The following is an 18,664-nucleotide window of genomic DNA, read 5'->3' as shown; positions in this document are numbered from 1 at the left end:
TTAGCGGAATCGCGCCCGAATCTGGAGCTTCCGTTCTGCCCGGTCGCCTCACCGGGTCCTCCCGCCCCGGTGGTGTGGCCGGGCTCGATCTGATGCGCGCCCGGTGCCGGTCCGGCCTGCTCCCGGCTTCAGATGAGGTTTTTCTGCCGCTTGATGCGGCGGCGGATGTCCATCATCAGGGTGTGGCTGCCGCCGTGGCGCAGGAAGCGGGGGATGAAGCGGTTCACGAAACCGACGAAGAGGAAGAGGTTCTCGAAGCGACGCTGATCGGCGGCGGTCCATTCGACCCGCATCTGTTCGCGGAAGTGGGGGGCGAGGAAACCGATGGTGAGGAATCGCAGCAGGCCCCGGAACGGGATGCGCAGGTACCAGTGGATCATTCGCAGGTCGAGCAGGTCGTTGAGGTAGGAGCGGACGAAATCGTCGAGGACGGCCTGTTCGCAGGCCTTGTTCCAGTACTCGTCGAAGTCGGCGCGGGTGGCCGGCCACATATCCTCGGGAACCTGCAGGGTGGTGCCCAGCGAGGAGGAGGACCGGTAGAACGCCTCGTTCTGCTCCGGGCTCATCCGGCCCGATAGCAGCTGGTAGGTGTCCTCGAAGCCGATGTAGAGGCAGGCCGCCACCCACAGCTGCAGGTTGCGGTCGAAGGCGTTGTACTCGACCGGGGCTCCCGGTTCGGAACGCACCTGCCGGTGGGCGACGTTGACCGCCTCCCGGAATGCCTTCTTCTCCGCGTCGTTGCCGAGGATGGCGACGGCCAGGTACTGGGTGGTGGTGCGGGCGCGCTTCCACGGGTGTTTCATCAGCGAACCCGATTCCACCTTGCTCTCCGCGACGCCGTATCCCACACCGGGGTTGGCCATTTGCATGATCACGTTGGCGGCGGCGCCGGCGAACTGCCAGAAATCGAGGGCATCGGTGAGCCGGAGCGGGCGTTTGGTGAGCGGCCGGTGTGTGGTGGCGATCCGGATACGTGTCTGCTCCGTGGTCGGCGGTCGGTGACCGGAGTCGTCCGGAGCGTTGGTTTGCCAGGAGTGTGCGGCGGCGGTCATGGGCATCCTTCCCCAGGGATCAGATGTGTCCTAAGTTACTCTAAATTCTTCCCACAGTCACTGGATATGAATGAACTGTGGCTAACTTACGGTTCGGATTCGGGGGTGGGAAAGATACCTAGAACAGGTGTCAAGCCATGATCTCATGGCACCAATCTTCACGAAAACCTTCCGGCGCGACAGGAATCGTGCGTAACATACCGCTCCGACCAACCGTCTCAGACGTTCCCTGGCGGGGGGCGGCGCGGCGGCCGGTCAAGGAAGGAGCGCGATATGCTCAAACGGCTGGATCGTATTTTCAGCTATGAGATGAAGGTGTCCGAGTTCGTGGGCACCTTCATCATCCTCGGCATTCCCTACGGGCTCATCGGAATCGTCTGGACGCTGACCCACACCTCGCATCTGCGCGAGATGCACGGCCTGGATGTGATCATCTCGTTTCTCGGTTCGATCGTGTGCTGGCCGGTGCTCACCTTCGCGAATGTGTCGATGACCTGATGATGGCGCTGGTGTGGCTCATCGACATCATGGTGATCGTCGTCAAGATCCTCGGTGGGCGGACGAAGGTGAATCCGGTACTGCGCTTCGGACTCTGGCTCGCGCTGTTGTGTGTGCTCGCCGCGGGTATCGCGGCCGTCGGCGCCGGGCTGGTGCTGCTGCAGCACTACCTCACCGGTGATCTCGATACGAGCGGCCCGGTGTTGCCGTGGTGACCGCCGGATCGGCCGGAGCGGGCAGGCCACCGGACCGTACCGATCTCGAACAGGCCGTCGACGACCTGAAGGGCCTGTGGCGGCGCCACCCGCAGCGCTCCCTGGAGACCCTCGGCCGGCAGGTCACCCTGGGCCGGCAGGCCGCGGTGGAGACCGTGAAATCCATGGCCGCGCGCCGATTCCCGTTCGCGGAATTCGCCAAACAGTGCGGTTTCATGGCGAATGTATCGGCCGCGCCGACGATCTTCGTCGCCATGCCCATCGCTGTCGTGGTGTCGATCCAGATCGGTGCGCTGGTGAACCAGGTCGGCGCCACCACCTTCATCGGCGCGGTCGCCGGACTGGGCATCATCCGGCAGGGGGCGCCGCTGGTGACCTCCCTGATGATCGCGGGTGCGGTCGGTTCGGCCATCTGCGCCGACCTCGGGTCCCGGACGATCCGGGAGGAAATCGACGCGATGATGGTGATGGGGGTCGATCCGGTCCGGAGACTGGTCGCCCCGAGACTCGTCGCCGCGGTGCTGGTGAGCATGCTGTTGTGCGGGTTCATCGTATTCGTGGGCTTCGCGACCGCCTATATGTTCAACGTGTACGCCCAATCGGGTACGCCCGGTTCGTTCATCGGCTCCTTCGCCTCGTTCGCCGTGGCCAACGATATGGCCGTGGCGCTGGTGAAATCGGCGATCTTCGGGATGCTGACCGCGATCATCGCCTGTGATGTCGGCCTGCACGCCAAGGGCGGGCCGGGCGGTGTGGCCAACGCCGTGAATTCGGCGGTCGTCTCATCGGCCCTGATGCTGTTCGCCACCAACATCATCATCACCCAGGTGTACAACACCGTCTTCCCGACGAAGGTGATCTGACGTGGGCACTCCGTACACCCCACCGGCCCTCAAACCGGTCCGCCTGGTCGCCTCCGCGGCGGCGGCGCCCATAGATGCCAATCGCCGGCTCGGCCATCAGGCCATCACCTTCGTACAGGCGCTGTTCGCGGTGCCGTTCGTGCTCAGGCACTACCGCAAGGAAGTCCTGCGCCTGACCGCCGATGTCGGCTGGGGCAACGGATCGCTGATCGTGGGCGGCGGCACCGTCGGCGTGGTGATCATCCTGTGCGGGTTCGGCGGGATCACGGTCGGAATGGAGGCTTTCAGCGCGCTGAACCTGCTGACCATGGGACCGCTCACCGGCGCCATTTCCGGGTTCGCCACCACCCGTGAGTTAGCGCCGATTCTTGCCACCCTGGCGTTCGCGATCCAGGCTGGCTGCCGGTTCACCGCCCAGCTCGGTTCGATGCGTATCGCGGAGGAGATCGACGCTCTCGAATCCATCGCCATCCGGCCGCTGCCGTATCTGATGACCACGCGGATGATCGCGTCGACACTCACCATCATCCCCCTGTACAGCGTGGGGCTGGCGGTGGCGTATCTGGCCACGAAATTGTCGGTGCTGCTCTTGGGCGGTACGTCGGCGGGTACCTACGATCACTACTTCTTCCAATTCCTGATCGGCCCCGATCTCTTCTTCTCACTGCTCAAGGTCGTGGTGTTCGTACTGCTGGCCACCTTCATCCAGTGCTACTACGGCTTCTTCGCGGCAGGCGGGCCGGAAGGTGTCGGGGTGGCGGCCGGGCAGGCGATCAAGATGGTGATCGTCGTGATGGTGTTCGCGAATCTGTTCTTGACACTGGCGATCTGGGGTATCGACCCCGGTTTCCGGATTTCGGGGTGAGGCGTCGATGATCATCGATCACAGCGGCCGGGGGCCGCGACCGTGGCATATGACGACGGCCGGTCTGGCCATGCTCACCCTGCTGGCGGTGCTGCTCGGGCTGCTGGGCCTGCGCTACACCGGACGTTTCGAGGACCGGGTGCCGGTGCGGGCGGTGCTCACCAGCACCGGCGACGGGCTGCCCGAGCGTGCGGATGTGAAATTCCGCGGCATGGTGGTGGGCGCGGTGACCGCCGTGGAGGTGGTGGCGGCCGGTAAACGGCAGCAGGTCGAAATCGACCTGGACTCCCGGATCGCGCCGACCATTCCGGACAACGTGACCGCGCGGGTGGTGCCGAACAACCTGTTCGGGGTCACCGGTATCGAACTCGTCGACAACGGCGTCACACCCGGCCGGTTGGCCGAGGGCGCGGAGATCGCCGAGGACACCAGCGCGGGCACCGTGCAGTTGCAGACCACTCTGACCGTCCTGCGTGACGTGCTCACCAAGATCCAGCCGGAGAAACTCGGCCGCGTCCTGGCGACCTTCTCCGAAGCGCTCGATCCGGGGGCGCGGGCACCCGGATCGACAGTGGAACGGCTCGACAAATGGGTCACCGAGATCCGTCAGGTCCAGGGCGTGGGAGATATGCTCGGCGACCTGGGCCGCGCGACCACCGCGCTGAGCCGGTCGGCGCCCGAGCTCGTCGGGGTGTTGTCGGAGTCGGTGACCACCGCGCGGACGCTCACCGAACGCCGCCAGAACCTCATCACCATGCTCGCCGACGCGGGCGGCGCGGTGGATTCGGTGAACGGCCTGTTCGCCCGGAACCCCGACGCGGCCAAGGAACTGGTGCCCGGCCTGGACGGCCTGTTCGGTTCGCTGGCGCAGGACCCGGAGGCCATTCCGACCGCCGTCGCCAACCTCAACGCGGCCCTCGGGAAGCTGTCCGGTGCGTTCGGCTGGGGCGCGCAGCGGCAGATGCGCTGGAGCCTGGACGTCTCGTTCACCCCGTTCCAGCAGTACACGGCCCGGGATTGCCCCCGCTACGGCGAAATGGCCGGCCCGCGCTGCGGCGGCGCTTCCGTTCCGGAGACGGCGCCCGCGCAGGAGTACCCGCCGACCCTGCTGCCCGGATGGGTCGAGGGCGCCGGGCCGAAGCCGCAGGCACCGGTTCCGCCGGCACCGGTGCCCGGCCCCGCGCTTCCGGCGTTGCCGGGCCTGCCCGCCATCCCGGGTCTGCCCGCGATCCCGGGTATCACCGTACCATTGTTTCCCGTCGCTCCGGGAACTCCCGTCGTTCCGGGAACACCTGTCGTTCCGGGTGCTCCCAGCGTTCCGGGAACTCCCGGTGCTCCGGGGACACCCACCGGCCCGGGACAACCGGCGCCCGCGGCGGCTCCGGCCGGTGCCCCGATCGCGCAGCTGCGGGGTCACGCCGCCGTCGCGGCGCTGCTCGGGCGCGAACCCACGACCGCTGAACTGCTCCTGCTCACCTCGGTGCTCGCCGGCGGCACGATCGACGTCTACTCGGAGGGGGACGCCTGATGCGTCTGGCGCGCACGATCACGGGATTCAGTCTCTTCGCTGTGATCGCGATAGTGCTGACCTACACCATCTGGTCCACACTGCAGCGGTCGGTGCCCGGCGAGACCGAGACCTACACGGCGACCTTCACCGATGTGATGGGGGTGCGGGAAGGCGACGATGTACGGATGGCCGGGGTGCGGGTCGGCAGGGTCGATTCGCTCGAGTTCGAGCCGGATTACAAGGCCCGGCTGGTGCTGCGGATCGAGGAGCGCCAGCGGCTCACCGATACCACCAAGGCGCTGGTGCGATACCAGAACCTGATCGGGCAGCGGTACATCGCGCTGCTACCGGGGACCGAGCGGGGAACGGAGATACCGCCGGGCGCGCATATCCCGGTGGACCGCACCGAACCCTCCTTCGATGTCTCGGCGTTGCTGTCCGGATTCGAGCCGCTGTTCAGCGTGCTGCAACCCGACCAGGTCAATTCGTTGTCGGACACCCTGATCCAGGCATTGCAGGGCGACGGGGTGTCGTTGAGCGCGCTCATCACCCAGGCGGCCGAACTGGCCGGCACCTTCGGGCAGCGGGACGAGATCCTGGGCGCGGTGATCACCAACCTGAGCAGTGTGATCGCCGGTCTGGCCAACCGCAGCGAAGAGCTGGAGACACTGATTACGCAGACCAGGGGTTTGATGGACGCGCTGTACGCCGAGGGCGAGACCTTGAAGAGTTCGGTGGACCAGGTGGCCACCGCCACCGATTCGCTGACCGGCCTGATCACCGCGGTCAAACCTGATATCGCGCTCGCGCAGAACGAGGCGTCGACAGCGGTGGAACTGCTGCTGCTCAACGGTGCCGCGCTGGATCAGGCGGCGGTAGAACTTCCCAACGTGCTCAACGGCCTGGCCCGGTTCACCGGGTACGGCGCCTACGGCAACGCCTATATCTGCAATCTGGACGTCTCGCTGTGGGGTGTGCTGCTACCGCCCGGACTGTTCTCGCAGATCGGCGGGAACTCCCAGTCGGAGGTGTGTCGCTGATGGCCCGATTGCGACTCCCGAGGTACTCGCAGAACCGGTTCCTGTGGCAGGGCTTGATCGCCGCGGCCGCGGTGGCGGCGCTGCTGGTGGGATCCAGTGTGGTCTCCCAGTTGCGGTTCACCGATAAAACCGTGACCGCGGAATTCCAGCAGGCCGCGGGCATGCGTCCCGGCGCGACGGTGGATGTGTCCGGAATCGAGGTCGGCGAGGTTCGTGCGGTGCGGCTGGCGGGGGACAAGGTCGAGGTCGTGATGAAGATCAGCCGGGATATCCGGCTCGGCACCGATGCCCGTGCCGCGATCAAGATGTCGACGATTCTGGGCCGCCTGCACATCGAACTGGTACCGGGATCGGGACCGGAATCGTCCGAGGGCCGGATTCCGCTGGCCGCCACCAGCGTTCCGTACAACCTGGCCAAGGTCATCCAGGATCCGATGTACAAATCCTCGTTCGAGCGCATAGAGCGCATCGACCCGGGCAAACTCCGGCACGCGCTGGACGCCTTCTCGCAGCAGATGGGCGACTCCCCGGAACTCGCGGTGACCGCCCTGGATTCGATCGGTTCACTCGCCGCGGTGATCAACGCCCGGCGTGACGAGGTCGACACGCTGCTCAAGGGAATGGACCAGGTCTCGCAGCTGGTCGCCGACAACCAGAACAGCGTGCTCATGCTGCTGACCCGCGGCGAGGCCATCGGTAACGCGGTGGCGATGCGCCAGGACCTGCTGCGCCGGCTGCTGGACAATGTGGCCGCCCTGTCCGGACTGCTGCGGGATATGGGTGTGGAGAACAACGAGCAGCTCGGTCCGCTGATTGCCAACCTCGACACCATGACCCAGGGGCTGGAGAAGAACCGGGACAACCTGGACCGGTTGTACGAGGTCATGCCGGTCACCCTGCGGCAGTTCAACAATGTGATCGGCAACGGGCCCTACGCCGATGTGTGGGCGCCCTGGTTCCTGCCGGACAACTGGCTGTGCTTCGCGCAGGCTGTGGAGGGTTGTGGATGATGAGCCTGCGCAAGATTCTGCGGGTGGTGGCGATCGGTATCGCCGGGTTGTGCGGGGCCGGGTGCTCGGTGCTGCCGGACAGTATCGCCGGGCTGCCGGAACAGTATCTGGGTGAGAACATCCGGATCAGCGCCGATTTCGAGAATGTGGCCGGTCTGTACGCCGGCAACGAGGTCGCGGTGCTGGGGGTCCCGGTGGGCCGGGTGGAGACCGTGACTCCACGCGGAAGCTACGTCGAGGTCACCATGGCGCTGGACAAGGATGTCGCGGTGCCCGCGGACGCGATGGCCGCGCTGATCTCCCCGCAGCTGATCACGAACCGGCATGTCGAACTCGCGCCCGCCTACACCGGTGCGGGACCGAAACTGGCCAACGGGATGCATATTCCGCTCGAACGAACCCGGGTGCCGGTGGAACTGGACCGGATCCTGGAGAATTTCGACCAGCTCGGCGCCGCGCTCAAAGGCGACAACCAGGCCGGGCCACTGGCGAGCCGGGTGCTGTTTCCGCTGCTCGAGGGCAACGGCGACCGATTGCGTGAAACCCTGGACGATCTGTCGGCGGCCTTCGAGGTGACCTTCGCCAACAAGGACCAGATCGCCAACACCATCGTGAAACTGAACGAGATCACCCAGGTGGTCGCGCAGAACGATCAGACGGTCCGGGATTTCAGCGCCCGGCTCACCGAACTGGTGCAACTGATGGGTGAGCAGTCGCCCGGTCTGCACGCGGTGCTCATCCAGCTGAACGATTTCGTCGCCAACACCTCGTCGGTGGTGGGGCAGAATCGCGACCAGCTGGCCGGCGCCCTCCAACGGTTCGTGACCATCTCCGCGCAGATGCGGGCCAACGCCCGCGGCCTCACCGAGCTGGTGGATATCGGACCACTGTTCTTCCAGAACCTCGCCAACGGGGTCAGCCACGAACATCAGGCGTTCCGGGTGCACGCGCTACTGGACAAGGCGTTGCTCGACAACGAGGTCCTGTCCACCTTCTGTGAACGGATACAGATGCGCTCCGACGGCTGCCGCACCGGCCGGCCCCAGGACTTCGGCCCGGACTTCGGTATCACCGCCGCACTACTGGGGATGACGCAATGACATGGCGCCGCCTGCGGCGTCGCGGGGGTGCGACCGTCCGGGGGAGACGAGAGACCGCACACCTCACGCGCACCATGGACCTCTGGGCGGGTTCCGTGATCATGGAAGTGCTCAAAGGCCGCAACCCATGGTTTGTGCGCGCACATCGCTCCCTCCCTCTGGTCGCTCCAGAACCGGGCGGGCCCCACCCACAGAATGCGACCATCTCCGGCCACGGATGCGACTGCCCACAGAAGGGATGGAGATGAGGATCGGACTTGCCGCGCTGGTGCTGGCGGTGGTGCTCGGGGTGTCGGGGTGCGGGGCGGTGACGGTCCAGAATGTGCCGATGCCCGAACCGGGTATCGGCGGTCCCGGCTATACCGTGCGCGCGCGCTTCAACGACGCGCTCAACCTGCCCGACCGCGCGCACGTGAAGATCGGGGGTACCGATATCGGGGTGGTGACCGGGATTTCGACCACCGATTTCGTCGCCGATGTGGATCTGCTCATCCGCGAGGACATCCGGTTGCCGCGCGGCACCACCGCCGAACTACGCCAATCCACTCCGCTCGGCGACATATTCATCGCCATGACGCTGCCGCGGGAGGATCCGGACGCGGCGCTGCTCGGCGAAGGCGACATCATCGATACCGACCACACCGGCGCGGGCGCGTCCGTGGAGGAATTGATGGTGTCGGTATCGCTGCTGCTCAACGGTGGCGGTTTGAACCAGGCGGCGCGTATCACCGCGGAGATGGATTCCATGTTCGCCGGGCGCGCCCCGCAACTGGCGCATCTGATCACCGAGATGACGCAGGTGCTGAGCGCGCTGAATGCCCGGACCGCCGATATCGACAGCGTGCTGCACGGGGTGAATGTGCTCACCGGTGAACTGGCCTCGCGGAAACAGGAATTGGGTCAGGCCGCCGATACCTTCCCCGATCTGCTCGGGCTGGTGGCGGAGAACAATCGCGATATCACCGGGCTGATCCAGAAGATCTCGGTGACCATGGCGGCCCTGGGCGATTTCACGGATACGACGAGCCCGGAATTCATCAGCCTGTTCGGAAGTATCCGGCAGCTCATGGGCGGTTTCACCGCGATGGGCGACAATCTGCGCCAGACCCTGGACGGTCTGCACAGTCTGTATCCGTCGCTGGAGCAGTCGTTCGAGGGGCCGGCGCTGGCCGTCGCGGCGCGGGTCTCCTATCTCAGTGTCGGCGCGTTGACCGATCCGAGTCGCAGCCGGTTGCCGGACGGCACCGATGTGCCCGCGTTCATCGGGAGCCTGGCGCAGGTGCTGGCCAAGATCCAGGGTCGGTTGACGAGTCCGCCACAACCCGGACCGTCCGGGCAGGGAGGTCCGCGATGAACATTCCGCTCTGGAACTGGCTGGTCCGGCGGCGGGTCGGCGTCGCCAACATCGGCCTGGTGATCGTACTGATCGCGGGCTGTGGATATCTCGGCGCGGAAGTCCTGCGAATCAACGTGCTGCCCGACAGCACCTACCGGGTCACCGTGGAACTGCCCGGGTCCGGTGGACTGCTGACCGGTAACGATGTGACCTTCCGCGGTACCCGGATCGGCCGGGTCGCCGATGTCCGGGTATCCGAGACCGGTATCGAAGCCGTGGCCGAAATCGACTCGGCGACCGAGATCCCGGCGGGCGGCACCGTGGTGGTGGGCCGCTTGTCGGCGGTCGGTGAGCAGTACCTGGATTTCCGGCCGGATGCCGATACGGGGCCCTATCTGCGGGACGGTGACCGGGTCGATATCGCGCGGACGCGGATTCCGGTGACCGTGCAGTCACTGCTCTCGAATATGAGCGCCATGATCAGCGGCCTCAATCCCGAGCGGCTCACCGTGATCGTCGACGAACTGGACAAGGCGCTGGCCGGTGGGCCGGACCGGTTGCGCAATATGATCTCCGGGATCAGCCGGGCGATGGCGGGTCTGGAGGGTCTGCTGCCCCAGACCGAGCAGCTCATCGAGAACCTGTCGGTGATCGCCGACACCACCCAGTACGCCCAGCCCGATCTGAGTACGCTCACCGGTTCCGCGGGCGCGCTGTTCCAGCAGCTCACCGCCGCCGACGCGGAAGTGCGCCGGCTGCTGGACCTGGCACCGGGCCAGCTGGCCACCCTCGGTGGGTTCATCACCGAGACCCAGGATCCGATCACCAACCTGGTCACCAATTTCGTGGCCATCACCCGCGCCGCGAAACTACGGCAGCCTGCCATCGCGGCACTGTTCCCGGCGCTGCGGGCGGGTTCGGCGGCGCTGAACGTTCCGGTGCACGACGGGATGTTCCATACGCTGGTCGATATCTGGCCCCGCCCCACCTGCGAATACAACACGATCCCGGTGGTCCCGACCGAGCGCGCCGACAGCCGGGTCCGGTTGTACAACTACTGCGTCACCGATGATCCGGCACTGCAGGTACGCGGCTCGGCGAACGCGCCCAGGCCGAATGTTCCCGACAATACGGCGGGTCCGCCGCCGGGAGTGACCGGTGATGAACTGTCCCGGCCGATTCCGGGTCGTTAGGAGTAATCGAGGATGAGCGATAAGGCAGCCGAACCCGGTTCCAGCGAGCCGGAGCCGACCGCAGCCGAAACCGGCGCCGCGGAGGCGGCGAGCCCCGGGGAACCGAAACCGGCGGCCGAACCGGGGGCCGAACCGGCGGCCGAACCGGCGGCCGTGAAATCGGAGGCCGGGCAGCCGGGTCCGCCGGAGGCCGAGAGCCGGCCCGCCGGTGCCGGATCGCCGGGCAGGACCACCGTGAAGCAGACGGGCCCGGAGAGCCGATCGGACGACCCAGGCGCGGGTAGTTCGCTGGTCAGGGTCCTCTCGGTAGGGCTGGGGGTGGCGTTGGTGCTGCTGATCGCCGCGGTCGGGGTCGGTGCGTACCTCTTCGTGCAGGAGCGGAACCAGGCCGAAACGCTGACCGCGCACGAGGAAGTGCGGCAGGCGGCGTGCCGGTACGCGCCGGTGCTGGCCAACTACGACGCCAAGAATCTGGACCCCTACTTCACTGCTGTTTTGTCCGGCGCGACCGGCGACTGGAAGAAGGAATTCGAGACCACCACCGCCGAACTACGAGAGGCGCTGGTGGCCGGGCAGGTGGTCTCCACGGCCGGCGATATCCAATGCGCCGTGAAATCGGCCGACGCGGAATCCGCGGAGGCGGTGGTGGTGATCGGGCAGACGATCACCAGTCTCGGGACGCGGGGACAGCCCGCGCCCGGTCAGCTGGCGATGGTGCTGCGGATGGAGAAAACCGATGGACGCTGGCTGGTGAATCAGATGAACTCACCGCTGGCGCCGACGTCCGTGCCGTGATCGGGGGTGCCGCCGGGGGCGAGCGGCCACCCGGCTCAGGCGACGGTAGCCCTGCCGGGATCCGGCTGTGGTTGCGGCGCGCCGGGGAGTTCGCCGAGCATGGCCGCCAGTTTCGTCAATTGCGGACGGCGGTGCGCGGAGCGCCAGATCAACGCCATCCTCGACTCCTCGTCGAAACCGGCGACGCGGAGGAAGCGCAGGTCGTCGCGCTGGTTGCGGTCCGCGACCGGACGGCAGGTCAGCATCGCGTACCGCCCGGTGGCGGCCAGAGTCATCCCTTCTTGGAGCGTCGCCACCCGGACCGTCGCCGTGATGGGTCTGCCGAGCGGCGTGAAGCGCGGGAAGTGAACGTCGCGCCAATATTCCGGTGCGGAGCCGTCCACCGATACGAGGTCCACGGTCGCCAGGGCCTCGGCATCGATGCGTTCGACCGCCGCCAGCGGATGTCCGCGTCCTACCGCCAGCATTCGGGGTGCGGGCGGGAACACGTAGCCGACCGCGAGTTCCGGCTCCCGCACCGGTAACAGGGCGACGGCGGCGTCGACCTGCCCGGCCAGCAGGGCGCCGAACGGGTCGCCGAGCGGGATTTCCTGCAATGACAAGGCCACGTCGGGGTTGTCGCGGGCGAATTCGGTGAGCGTCCACGTGACGGTTTCGTAGGCGATGCCCTGGAAGCCGAGGCGGATCGGGGCGGGCAGCTCGTGCCGGGCTTCCTGCCGCGCACCACCGACCAGATCGGCCAGCTCGGTGTACACGGGCCGCACGCGGTCCACGAATTCGGCGCCGAAATCGGTGAGCGCCACCCGGCGGCTGGTGCGGTGCACGAGTTGGGTGCCGATGGTGCGTTCCAGCGCGGCGACGAGCTGGCTTACCCGGCTCTGCGAAACCCGCAGGCGCTGGGCGGTCCGGCCGAAATGCAGTTCTTCGGCCAGTATCAGCAGACATTCCAGCTCGCGGACGGGTAGGTCCGGCATGCCGCTCCTCCCGGTCACCGCGATCGATCAGTTCAGCTGATCGAACAATGAGCTGATCACTGTTGTTCCGCGATACCGCGCATCCTTGACTGGGTTCATGTCCATTGTGAGTGAATCGCGGGCGTCCGCGGCCGAACCCGCCGAACGCTGGTCGTCGATCGCCGTCCTTGCCCTGTCCACATTTCTGGTCGTCACGGCGGAGATGCTGCCCGTGGGAATTCTCACCCCGATGTCCGAAGGCCTGGGCATCTCCGCGGGTACGGCGGGGTTCAGCCTGGCCGTCACCGGCGTCGTGGCCGCGCCGGCCGCGCCTTTCGTCGCCCGGGCGATCGGTGGTCTCGACCGCCGCCGCGTTCTGGTGGCGGCCGCGCTGCTGCTCGCCGCCGGAAATCTGATCACCGCGGTCGCCCAGGGGTTCGCGGTACTCGTCGTCGGCCGGATCGTGGTCGGGCTCGCCATGGCTACCGTGTGGGCGCTGGCGGTCGCGCTGGTCACCCGGCTGGTGAGCGCTCGCCGGGCGGGCCTCGCGGTATCGATGGTGGTGAGCGGTGTCGCGGTGGCTTCCGTACTGGGCGTGCCACTCGGGACCGTGCTCGGCGATATCGCGGGATGGCGCAGTGCCTTCGGGGCGCTCGCGTTGGTGGCCGTCGGTCTTGCCGTGGGACTCGCGACGCTGCTGCCCGCACTTCCCGCGCAACTCGAGGCGGATGGCAACTCGAAGACCGGTTCGTTGCTTGCGATTCCGGCGGTGCGCCGAGGACTGGTTGCGGTAATTCTCGTGGTCACTGCGCATTTCGCGGCCTACACCTATGTGCGGCCCGCGTTGGAAGAGTTGTCGGGCGTCCACGGTATCGGTATCTCGCTGCTGCTTCTGCTCTACGGGATCTGCGGAATCGTCGCGAACTTCGCGGCGGGCGCGGCGGCCGCGCGCCGGGTCCGGTCGACACTGCTCGTCCTGGCGATCGGTATCGCCGCCGCGTTGCCGGCTCTGCTCCTGCTGGGAACCACCCCGCTCGGCGCCGCCGCGGTACTCGTGCTGTGGGGGCTCTCCTACGGTGGTGTGTCGGTATGCAGTCAGCTGTGGGCGGTGCAGGCCGCGCCGGACCGGGGGGAAGCCGTTTCAGGCCTATATGTCGGTGCCTTCACCGGGAGTATCGCGCTGGGCTCGTTCGCGGGAGGCGTGATCCTCGACGGTGCCGGGTTGTCCATCCTGCTCTGGGCGTCGGCGGGTGTGGCGGCCGTGGCCGCGCTGGCGACGATGGGGGACAGGTTCTAAGCCGGCGGGGGGCCGTACAGGATCGTCCGCATGAGCAGGGCCACCCGTTCCTGGGATGCGACCGGGACCGTGCCGAACGACCGGCCCAAGTCCACTACCAGCGCGAATGCGGCGTGGACGAGGAAGCGGGACTGCGGGCCGGACAGGTCGGGGCGGACCTGGCGGACCAGCCGGGCCCATTCGTCCACGCTGAGCCGCTGCACATTGCGCAGTGCGGCGCGTTCCTCCGCGGGGACGTGCTGGAATTCCGTGTAGTAGACGAAGGTCAGTTCGCGTTCCGTGAACGATCCCTCGACGTACTGGTCGATCAGCGAATCCAGTGCCTCCCGGGGGCCGCCCGCCGCGGCCACGGCCGGGCCGATCGCGCTGGACACCCGTTCGGCGGCGCGGCGGAAGGCCGCTGTCAGCAGATCGCTCTTACCGCGGTAGAAACGATATACCGCCGAGGCCGCGGAAAGCCCGGCGGCGGTGGCGATATCCTCCACGCTCACATTGGGGTAGCCGCGGGCGTGGAAGAGTTCCACTCCTTTGCGGAGCAGCAGTTCGTGTTTGAACGATTCCGGTATCTCCACCGGGGGGACGGGTTCGATATCCGCCGGTGGCGGGAGGGCGGTCCCCGTGAGATTCATACAGGTCGAAACGAGAAGGGCGACCAGCGATTTGGGGGGCAGCGCGGCGTGGTGATCGGCGATGCTGGTGATGGTGGACAGCAGTGCGATCACCAGCACGCGGCGATCACCGGACCTGAGGCCGGGGGCGTAGGCGGCGAGCCGGGTATCGAGGGCATCGAGTACGGCGGTTTCCTGTCCGGCCCGGACCTCGCGGTCGGCGGGTTCCAGGTAGCGACCCTCCCAGCGCACCAGCGTGACACTGGCCCGGTTCGCCACCGTGACCGTGCTCAGCCCTTCCAGCACCTGGCGGAGGCGGATTTCCGGCGACCGTTCGGCGGCCTCGGGCGGCAGCCGCACCGATTCGGCCATGGCCTGGCCGACTCGCAGCGATTCCTCCTGGAACAGCGCGTATTTACTGGGGTAGTGGCGATACAGGGCCGCGGAGCTGATACCGAGCCCGCCGGCGATGTCCTCCATGCTCACGCTGTGGTAGCCGTATGAGCCGAACGCCTGAGCCGCGGCGGCCGCGATCTGCGCCCGCCGGTTCTTGGGCCGGCGCCGGACGGGCCGGGCCGGTTCCTCGGATTTGCGGGCGCCGCCTGGTCCGTTGGCCAGGTCGTCTCCGCGCCCCCGCGCGCGCACCGGCGGCGAGGACGGCCCGGCCCGGCGGTTGTCGACGCTCATCCCGTAATCCTATCGTCGGCTCACCAGGGACAATGCCACCCACCCCGCTCAGCGGCCGCTTTTCGGTGGTGCGCACCACAGCCGCGTACCCGTCGTGCGGGTTCGGGCTCCCATCGATGGGGAGAACATAACCTGAGTACGACCGTTCGTTTCCTGAATGTCCGAACTGGGACACAACGGCAGTGGAGGTGGGCGAGATGGACGAATGGGAGCGTTCGGGACTCCGTTCGGCCAACTACGGAATGCGCAATCAGCTCGACCGGATGCTGGATACGCTGAGCGAACAACAGCAGCGCATGGGTGAGATCCAGGCGGAACTCGCGGCGGCGCGGGTGACGGCGCAGTCGCCGGACGGCGCGGTGGAGGTGACCGTCGACTCATCCGGTGCGCTGGTCGACGTGCGTTTCACCGATGCGGCCCGGCGCCACGGCCTCGACCGGCTCCGCGATTGCGTGATGCAGGCCTATGCGGAGGCGGCACGACGCAGCCGGGAACAAACGAGCGCGCTCATCGCTCCGCTCGCCGAGGCGGCGGAGCTCTCGCCCGATCTGCCGGATCTCGTCCCCGGTGCGCCCACGCTGCGGGGCGCTCCCGGGGCGGAGAGCGATCCGCGGACCTCCTGACGAGGCACCGGGAACGGCTCATGACCCGATCTCTGCATTTCGACAATGCGCAGGCGCTGGCCCTCGCCGCCGAACTCGAGGCCCTCGCCGAGAACACCCGCCACGGCCTCGAGCGTTTGCGCACCGCGCTCGGCGCGGAGGGTGCGTGCTGGGGTGACGACGAACCCGGCCGGATGATCGGCGAAACCTACGAGCCGGAGGCCGAACGTGGGCTCAGCGGATACGAGAACCTGGTGGCCAATATCCGCGGACTCGGCCACGGATTGACCGGTGCCGCGGAAACTTTCGACAACGCCGACGCTGAGGGTGCCCGTGCGGTGGCCTCCCGGCCCGGTGATCCGGCGCGCGTCTCGGGCCGTGCCGTGGATCGGGCGATGAACCGCTCTCCGGATAACACGTCGTCCGGGCCCGGAAACGCGAGTGCGGCAGCCGAACAGGCCGGCCACACGCCTACTCTCCACCCGGTGCTCCCGGATGATGGTGCGGTCTCTCCGCGCGGCGGGATCGCGCGGGATCCGGGAACCTCCGAGTCCCCGGCTATCGCGGGTGACTCGGGTGACGCGGATGACGCGGCGAATGCGGCTGCCGCGCCGGACAACCCGGGCGGTAACGCCCGGGCCCCGGACAGCCCCGCCCCGCCCGGAGGCCCGTCCGTGGCCGATGCCGATACGGGTCCGATCGGAGCAGCAGGTCCACCCACCGGTACCGGATCACCGGTTCGGCCGGAAGGAGCCGTGGCCCGGACGCAATCCCCGGCTCCGGCCGGGACCGTCGCCGCGGGTCCCACCGGCCGCTCGGCCGAGCGAGGGAGTGCGGTGCCGTGGTCCCGGTCCTCCTACGACCGAGCTCCCGCGGCGTCCACTCCACCCGCGTCCACCCCGTGGGGGCCGCCCCGGCAGCCCCCTGCCGGGGTCGTTCCGCCCGCGCGGACCGACCGGCCGGCGCGGGCCCCGGAGCCGTCCGCGCGCCGGCGGAAAGGCGGCCGGGACCTGGTCGCGAAGCCCGGGCCGGTCCGCGAGATCGACCCCGGCATTCTCGCGACCGTGCGGGAATTCGCCGCGCGGCACGGTCTGATCGTGGCCGGATTCGATATCTACCCCGCCGCACCGGAGGTCGTGGGGTCGCTGATATCCGCCATCGGCCCCGTCCTGGGGAAGTACCCGTTTCTCCGGCTCACCGGTATCGAGGTCGCCGAACTGGCCGTCGGCGCACCGGCGCGCGCCGCCTGGGAGCGCAGCGGTCCGGACGAACCCGACGCAACCTGGATTCTGCTGGACCGTGACGCGATAGCGGACCCGCCGCCGGGCGATTTCGGGGCGGCCGTACGCACCGAACTCGGCCGGATCATGGCAGCCGCGGCCGGACCGGGCCCGGCCCGGCAGGCTCAGCGCCGGCTCATCGAGGAGTACCGCCGGATCAGCGGCCCCTGGGGGCCCGGCGATACCCTCGCCGCGGTGACGGCGGGTTACCGGCGGTGGCGGGACGAGGCGATCGGTGCCGATGCGCGCTTCCAACCGGCGACGGCGCTGGTCCGCGCGTTCGCCGAGGTGGAGGGCGGCGAGACCGCGTCCGGACCGGCCCGGGTGCTGCATCGGCTGCTGGTCGAAACCGCGAGGCGGCGTTCCGAGGGCGGATGACCTCCTACGACACCTCGGATTTCCCGCAGTGGCTGCAGCATATGGTGACCGGGCCGATGCCCCAGGGCATTCCGGACGCACTGCGTCGCTGCGCCGACGCCTGGGCGGAATCCGCGCAGCGGTTGCGGGAGACCAGCACGCGGCTGGAGGAATTGCGTTCCGGTGCCGCGGCGGCAGCGATCGACGGCGCGACCGGTGCGGGCCTGCGCGCCGGGATCGAGAGCCAGATCCGCGATACCGGCACCCAGATCGAATTCCACGACCAGGTCGCGGCGCTGCTGTACGAAGCGGCCAATCAGATCGAACTCGCGCAGTATCTCGTCTACGGAACGGCCGCGGCCCTGCTCATCCAGCTCGCGGTCGATATCGCGATGGCCAACGCACCCAAGGCCGCCTACGACCGGGTGCAGGCCAAGATCGCTATGCAGTTGACCCTGCGCGATCTGATCCGCAATCTCGGGCAGCTGCTGCGGATGTTCGCGCTGGGGCAGTCGCGGCTGGCGGTGGCGGCCCGCAGCACCGTCCTGGCCGGGTCGGTCAACGGCTCGGTGCACGTGGCGGCCCAGTACAAACAGGTGCGCGAGGGAAACCGGGAGTCCGTCGATTGGCGAGCCGCCGGTATCGCCACGGCCGCGGCCGGGGTGGCCGGCCTGGTGGGTGCGGAGGCCGCGCGGGTGGTGGCGCCCGTGGTGCGGCGGGCCGCCGCGGGCGCGGCACCACAGGCGCTGGTAGGTGCGCAGGTCGCGGGGGTCGTGGTCACGGGGGCCGTGGCCGGAACCGCCGCCGGGTTCGCGGGGGGTCTGCTGGTGTGGCAGTTGACCGGAGGCCCGTTGCGGGCGAGCGATATGGCCACCATGGTGATGACCGGGTTCGGTGGTGGGCTGATCGGGGCCACCGGTGGATCGCTGCGGGTTTTCCGGGCCATGCGGTCGGCGCCGGTCAGCGTGGGCGCCGCTGTGGGTCCGGGGCGGGCCACGGTGGCGCTTCGGGACGGCCGGGCGCCGTATCCGTCCGATCCGCCGGTTGGTCCGGACGCCCCGCGAACCGGGCGTGTAACCGGAACAGGCGAGGCGGGGAGCGGGCCGCCCGAGAGGTGGCGGACGCCCGGGGCCGGTGAACTCCAGCGGATGGCCGATGCCCACCACCAGGGGTTGCTGCGTGGACTTTCCGAAGGTCCCGGTATCGGCGCCGGCCGGGGTGACGCGCGCCCTCCGAGCGGCGGATCGGACCCGCTGAGCGGCGGATCCCGCTCGGAGGCTGCGGGATCGCGTTCGGAGGCTGTGGGGCCGCGTTCGGAGGCTGTGGGGCCGCGTTCGGAGGCTGTGGGGCCGCGTTCGGAGGCTGTGGGGCCGCGTTCGGAGGCTGTGGGGCCGCGTTCGGAG

At 68.2% G+C, this 18,664-nt stretch carries 17 protein-coding genes and 1 pseudogene; 15 read left to right on the top strand and 3 right to left on the bottom strand.

Annotated elements, in window-relative coordinates:
- Positions 1-128: 128 nt before the first annotated feature.
- A complete protein-coding gene (locus tag AB0F41_RS15780) occupies positions 129-1,052 on the bottom strand; it encodes an oxygenase MpaB family protein (protein ID WP_357424255.1) in 924 nt (307 codons plus the stop codon).
- A gap of 273 nt (positions 1,053-1,325) precedes the next feature.
- Between AB0F41_RS15780 and AB0F41_RS15775 the strand changes: the two genes are divergently transcribed.
- From AB0F41_RS15775 to AB0F41_RS15725, 11 genes are all read left to right on the top strand, one after another.
- Entirely contained in the window at positions 1,326-1,550 is a 225-nt protein-coding gene (locus AB0F41_RS15775) for a hypothetical protein (protein ID WP_357424253.1), read from the top strand.
- Positions 1,550-1,765 carry a hypothetical protein gene (locus AB0F41_RS15770; protein WP_357424251.1) on the top strand — a complete coding sequence of 72 codons (216 nt, stop codon included), beginning with the start codon at positions 1,550-1,552 and terminating at the stop codon, positions 1,763-1,765. The genes AB0F41_RS15775 and AB0F41_RS15770 overlap by 1 nt, the downstream gene beginning before the upstream one ends.
- A complete protein-coding gene (locus tag AB0F41_RS15765; protein WP_357424249.1) occupies positions 1,762-2,628 on the top strand; it encodes an ABC transporter permease in 867 nt (288 codons plus the stop codon). The genes AB0F41_RS15770 and AB0F41_RS15765 overlap by 4 nt, the downstream gene beginning before the upstream one ends.
- Before the next feature lies 1 nt (position 2,629).
- A complete protein-coding gene (locus AB0F41_RS15760) occupies positions 2,630-3,493 on the top strand; it encodes an ABC transporter permease (RefSeq protein WP_357424247.1) in 864 nt (287 codons plus the stop codon).
- Positions 3,494-3,500: 7 nt separating this feature from the next.
- Entirely contained in the window at positions 3,501-5,021 is a 1,521-nt protein-coding gene (locus AB0F41_RS15755; RefSeq protein ID WP_357424245.1) for an MCE family protein, read from the top strand.
- Positions 5,021-6,043: an MlaD family protein gene (locus AB0F41_RS15750; protein ID WP_357424243.1), complete on the top strand. Its 1,023-nt coding sequence runs from the start codon at positions 5,021-5,023 to the stop codon at positions 6,041-6,043. Before AB0F41_RS15755 ends, AB0F41_RS15750 begins: the two co-directional genes overlap by 1 nt.
- Complete coding sequence (locus tag AB0F41_RS15745) at positions 6,043-7,053, top strand: MCE family protein (protein ID WP_357424241.1); 1,011 nt, start codon at positions 6,043-6,045, stop codon at positions 7,051-7,053. Before AB0F41_RS15750 ends, AB0F41_RS15745 begins: the two co-directional genes overlap by 1 nt.
- Positions 7,053-8,153, top strand: coding sequence for an MCE family protein (locus AB0F41_RS15740; protein WP_357424239.1), 1,101 nt, complete (start codon positions 7,053-7,055; stop codon positions 8,151-8,153). Before AB0F41_RS15745 ends, AB0F41_RS15740 begins: the two co-directional genes overlap by 1 nt.
- Before the next feature lie 238 nt (positions 8,154-8,391).
- A complete protein-coding gene (locus AB0F41_RS15735) occupies positions 8,392-9,507 on the top strand; it encodes an MCE family protein (RefSeq protein WP_357424335.1) in 1,116 nt (371 codons plus the stop codon).
- Positions 9,504-10,682 carry an MlaD family protein gene (locus AB0F41_RS15730; protein ID WP_357424237.1) on the top strand — a complete coding sequence of 393 codons (1,179 nt, stop codon included), beginning with the start codon at positions 9,504-9,506 and terminating at the stop codon, positions 10,680-10,682. The genes AB0F41_RS15735 and AB0F41_RS15730 overlap by 4 nt, the downstream gene beginning before the upstream one ends.
- 12 nt (positions 10,683-10,694) lie before the next feature.
- Positions 10,695-11,477, top strand: a complete 783-nt coding sequence (locus tag AB0F41_RS15725) for a hypothetical protein (RefSeq protein ID WP_357424235.1) — start codon at positions 10,695-10,697, stop codon at positions 11,475-11,477.
- A 35-nt stretch (positions 11,478-11,512) separates the two neighbouring features.
- Here AB0F41_RS15725 and AB0F41_RS15720 read toward each other — a convergent pair whose 3' ends face one another.
- Positions 11,513-12,451, bottom strand: a complete 939-nt coding sequence (locus AB0F41_RS15720) for a LysR family transcriptional regulator (protein ID WP_357424233.1) — start codon at positions 12,449-12,451, stop codon at positions 11,513-11,515.
- A 97-nt stretch (positions 12,452-12,548) separates the two neighbouring features.
- On the opposite strand from AB0F41_RS15720, the gene AB0F41_RS15715 reads away from it, so the two are divergent.
- Positions 12,549-13,727: an MFS transporter gene (locus AB0F41_RS15715; RefSeq protein WP_357424231.1), complete on the top strand. Its 1,179-nt coding sequence runs from the start codon at positions 12,549-12,551 to the stop codon at positions 13,725-13,727.
- On the opposite strand, the gene AB0F41_RS15710 is transcribed toward AB0F41_RS15715, so the two are convergent.
- The gene (locus AB0F41_RS15710) at positions 13,724-15,022 is read right to left on the bottom strand and encodes a TetR family transcriptional regulator (protein ID WP_357424229.1); all 1,299 of its coding nucleotides are present in this window, start codon (positions 15,020-15,022) and stop codon (positions 13,724-13,726) included. The two genes, AB0F41_RS15715 and AB0F41_RS15710, sit on opposite strands and share 4 nt — an antisense overlap.
- Positions 15,023-15,219: 197 nt before the next feature.
- Between AB0F41_RS15710 and AB0F41_RS15705 the strand changes: the two genes are divergently transcribed.
- From AB0F41_RS15705 to AB0F41_RS15695, 3 genes and pseudogenes are all read left to right on the top strand, one after another.
- Entirely contained in the window at positions 15,220-15,645 is a 426-nt protein-coding gene (locus AB0F41_RS15705; protein WP_357424227.1) for a YbaB/EbfC family nucleoid-associated protein, read from the top strand.
- Positions 15,646-15,665: 20 nt separating this feature from the next.
- A complete protein-coding gene (locus tag AB0F41_RS15700) occupies positions 15,666-17,282 on the top strand; it encodes a hypothetical protein (RefSeq protein WP_357424225.1) in 1,617 nt (538 codons plus the stop codon).
- Positions 17,279-18,664, top strand: a pseudogene (locus tag AB0F41_RS15695) (hypothetical protein); the annotation flags it as partial. The gene AB0F41_RS15700 and the pseudogene AB0F41_RS15695, both read left to right, overlap by 4 nt.

Source organism: Nocardia sp. NPDC024068 (assembly GCF_040638875.1).
GTDB lineage: Bacteria > Actinomycetota > Actinomycetes > Mycobacteriales > Mycobacteriaceae > Nocardia.
This window is presented reverse-complemented; position numbering and strand designations above follow the sequence as displayed.

What these genes read in the sequence shown, in the direction of transcription:
- AB0F41_RS15710 (WP_357424229.1), bottom strand. Translation starts at nt 15,022, where the DNA reads ATGAGCGTCGACAACCGCCGGGCCGGGCCGTCCTCGCCGCCGGTGCGC.
- AB0F41_RS15775 (WP_357424253.1), top strand. Translation starts at nt 1,326, where the DNA reads ATGCTCAAACGGCTGGATCGTATTTTCAGCTATGAGATGAAGGTGTCC.
- AB0F41_RS15740 (WP_357424239.1), top strand. Translation starts at nt 7,053, where the DNA reads ATGAGCCTGCGCAAGATTCTGCGGGTGGTGGCGATCGGTATCGCCGGG.
- AB0F41_RS15750 (WP_357424243.1), top strand. Translation starts at nt 5,021, where the DNA reads ATGCGTCTGGCGCGCACGATCACGGGATTCAGTCTCTTCGCTGTGATC.
- AB0F41_RS15725 (WP_357424235.1), top strand. Translation starts at nt 10,695, where the DNA reads ATGAGCGATAAGGCAGCCGAACCCGGTTCCAGCGAGCCGGAGCCGACC.
- AB0F41_RS15780 (WP_357424255.1), bottom strand. Translation starts at nt 1,052, where the DNA reads ATGACCGCCGCCGCACACTCCTGGCAAACCAACGCTCCGGACGACTCC.
- AB0F41_RS15720 (WP_357424233.1), bottom strand. Translation starts at nt 12,451, where the DNA reads ATGCCGGACCTACCCGTCCGCGAGCTGGAATGTCTGCTGATACTGGCC.
- AB0F41_RS15755 (WP_357424245.1), top strand. Translation starts at nt 3,501, where the DNA reads ATGATCATCGATCACAGCGGCCGGGGGCCGCGACCGTGGCATATGACG.
- AB0F41_RS15745 (WP_357424241.1), top strand. Translation starts at nt 6,043, where the DNA reads ATGGCCCGATTGCGACTCCCGAGGTACTCGCAGAACCGGTTCCTGTGG.
- AB0F41_RS15705 (WP_357424227.1), top strand. Translation starts at nt 15,220, where the DNA reads ATGGACGAATGGGAGCGTTCGGGACTCCGTTCGGCCAACTACGGAATG.
- AB0F41_RS15700 (WP_357424225.1), top strand. Translation starts at nt 15,666, where the DNA reads ATGACCCGATCTCTGCATTTCGACAATGCGCAGGCGCTGGCCCTCGCC.
- AB0F41_RS15770 (WP_357424251.1), top strand. Translation starts at nt 1,550, where the DNA reads ATGATGGCGCTGGTGTGGCTCATCGACATCATGGTGATCGTCGTCAAG.
- AB0F41_RS15730 (WP_357424237.1), top strand. Translation starts at nt 9,504, where the DNA reads ATGAACATTCCGCTCTGGAACTGGCTGGTCCGGCGGCGGGTCGGCGTC.
- AB0F41_RS15735 (WP_357424335.1), top strand. Translation starts at nt 8,392, where the DNA reads ATGGAGATGAGGATCGGACTTGCCGCGCTGGTGCTGGCGGTGGTGCTC.
- AB0F41_RS15715 (WP_357424231.1), top strand. Translation starts at nt 12,549, where the DNA reads ATGTCCATTGTGAGTGAATCGCGGGCGTCCGCGGCCGAACCCGCCGAA.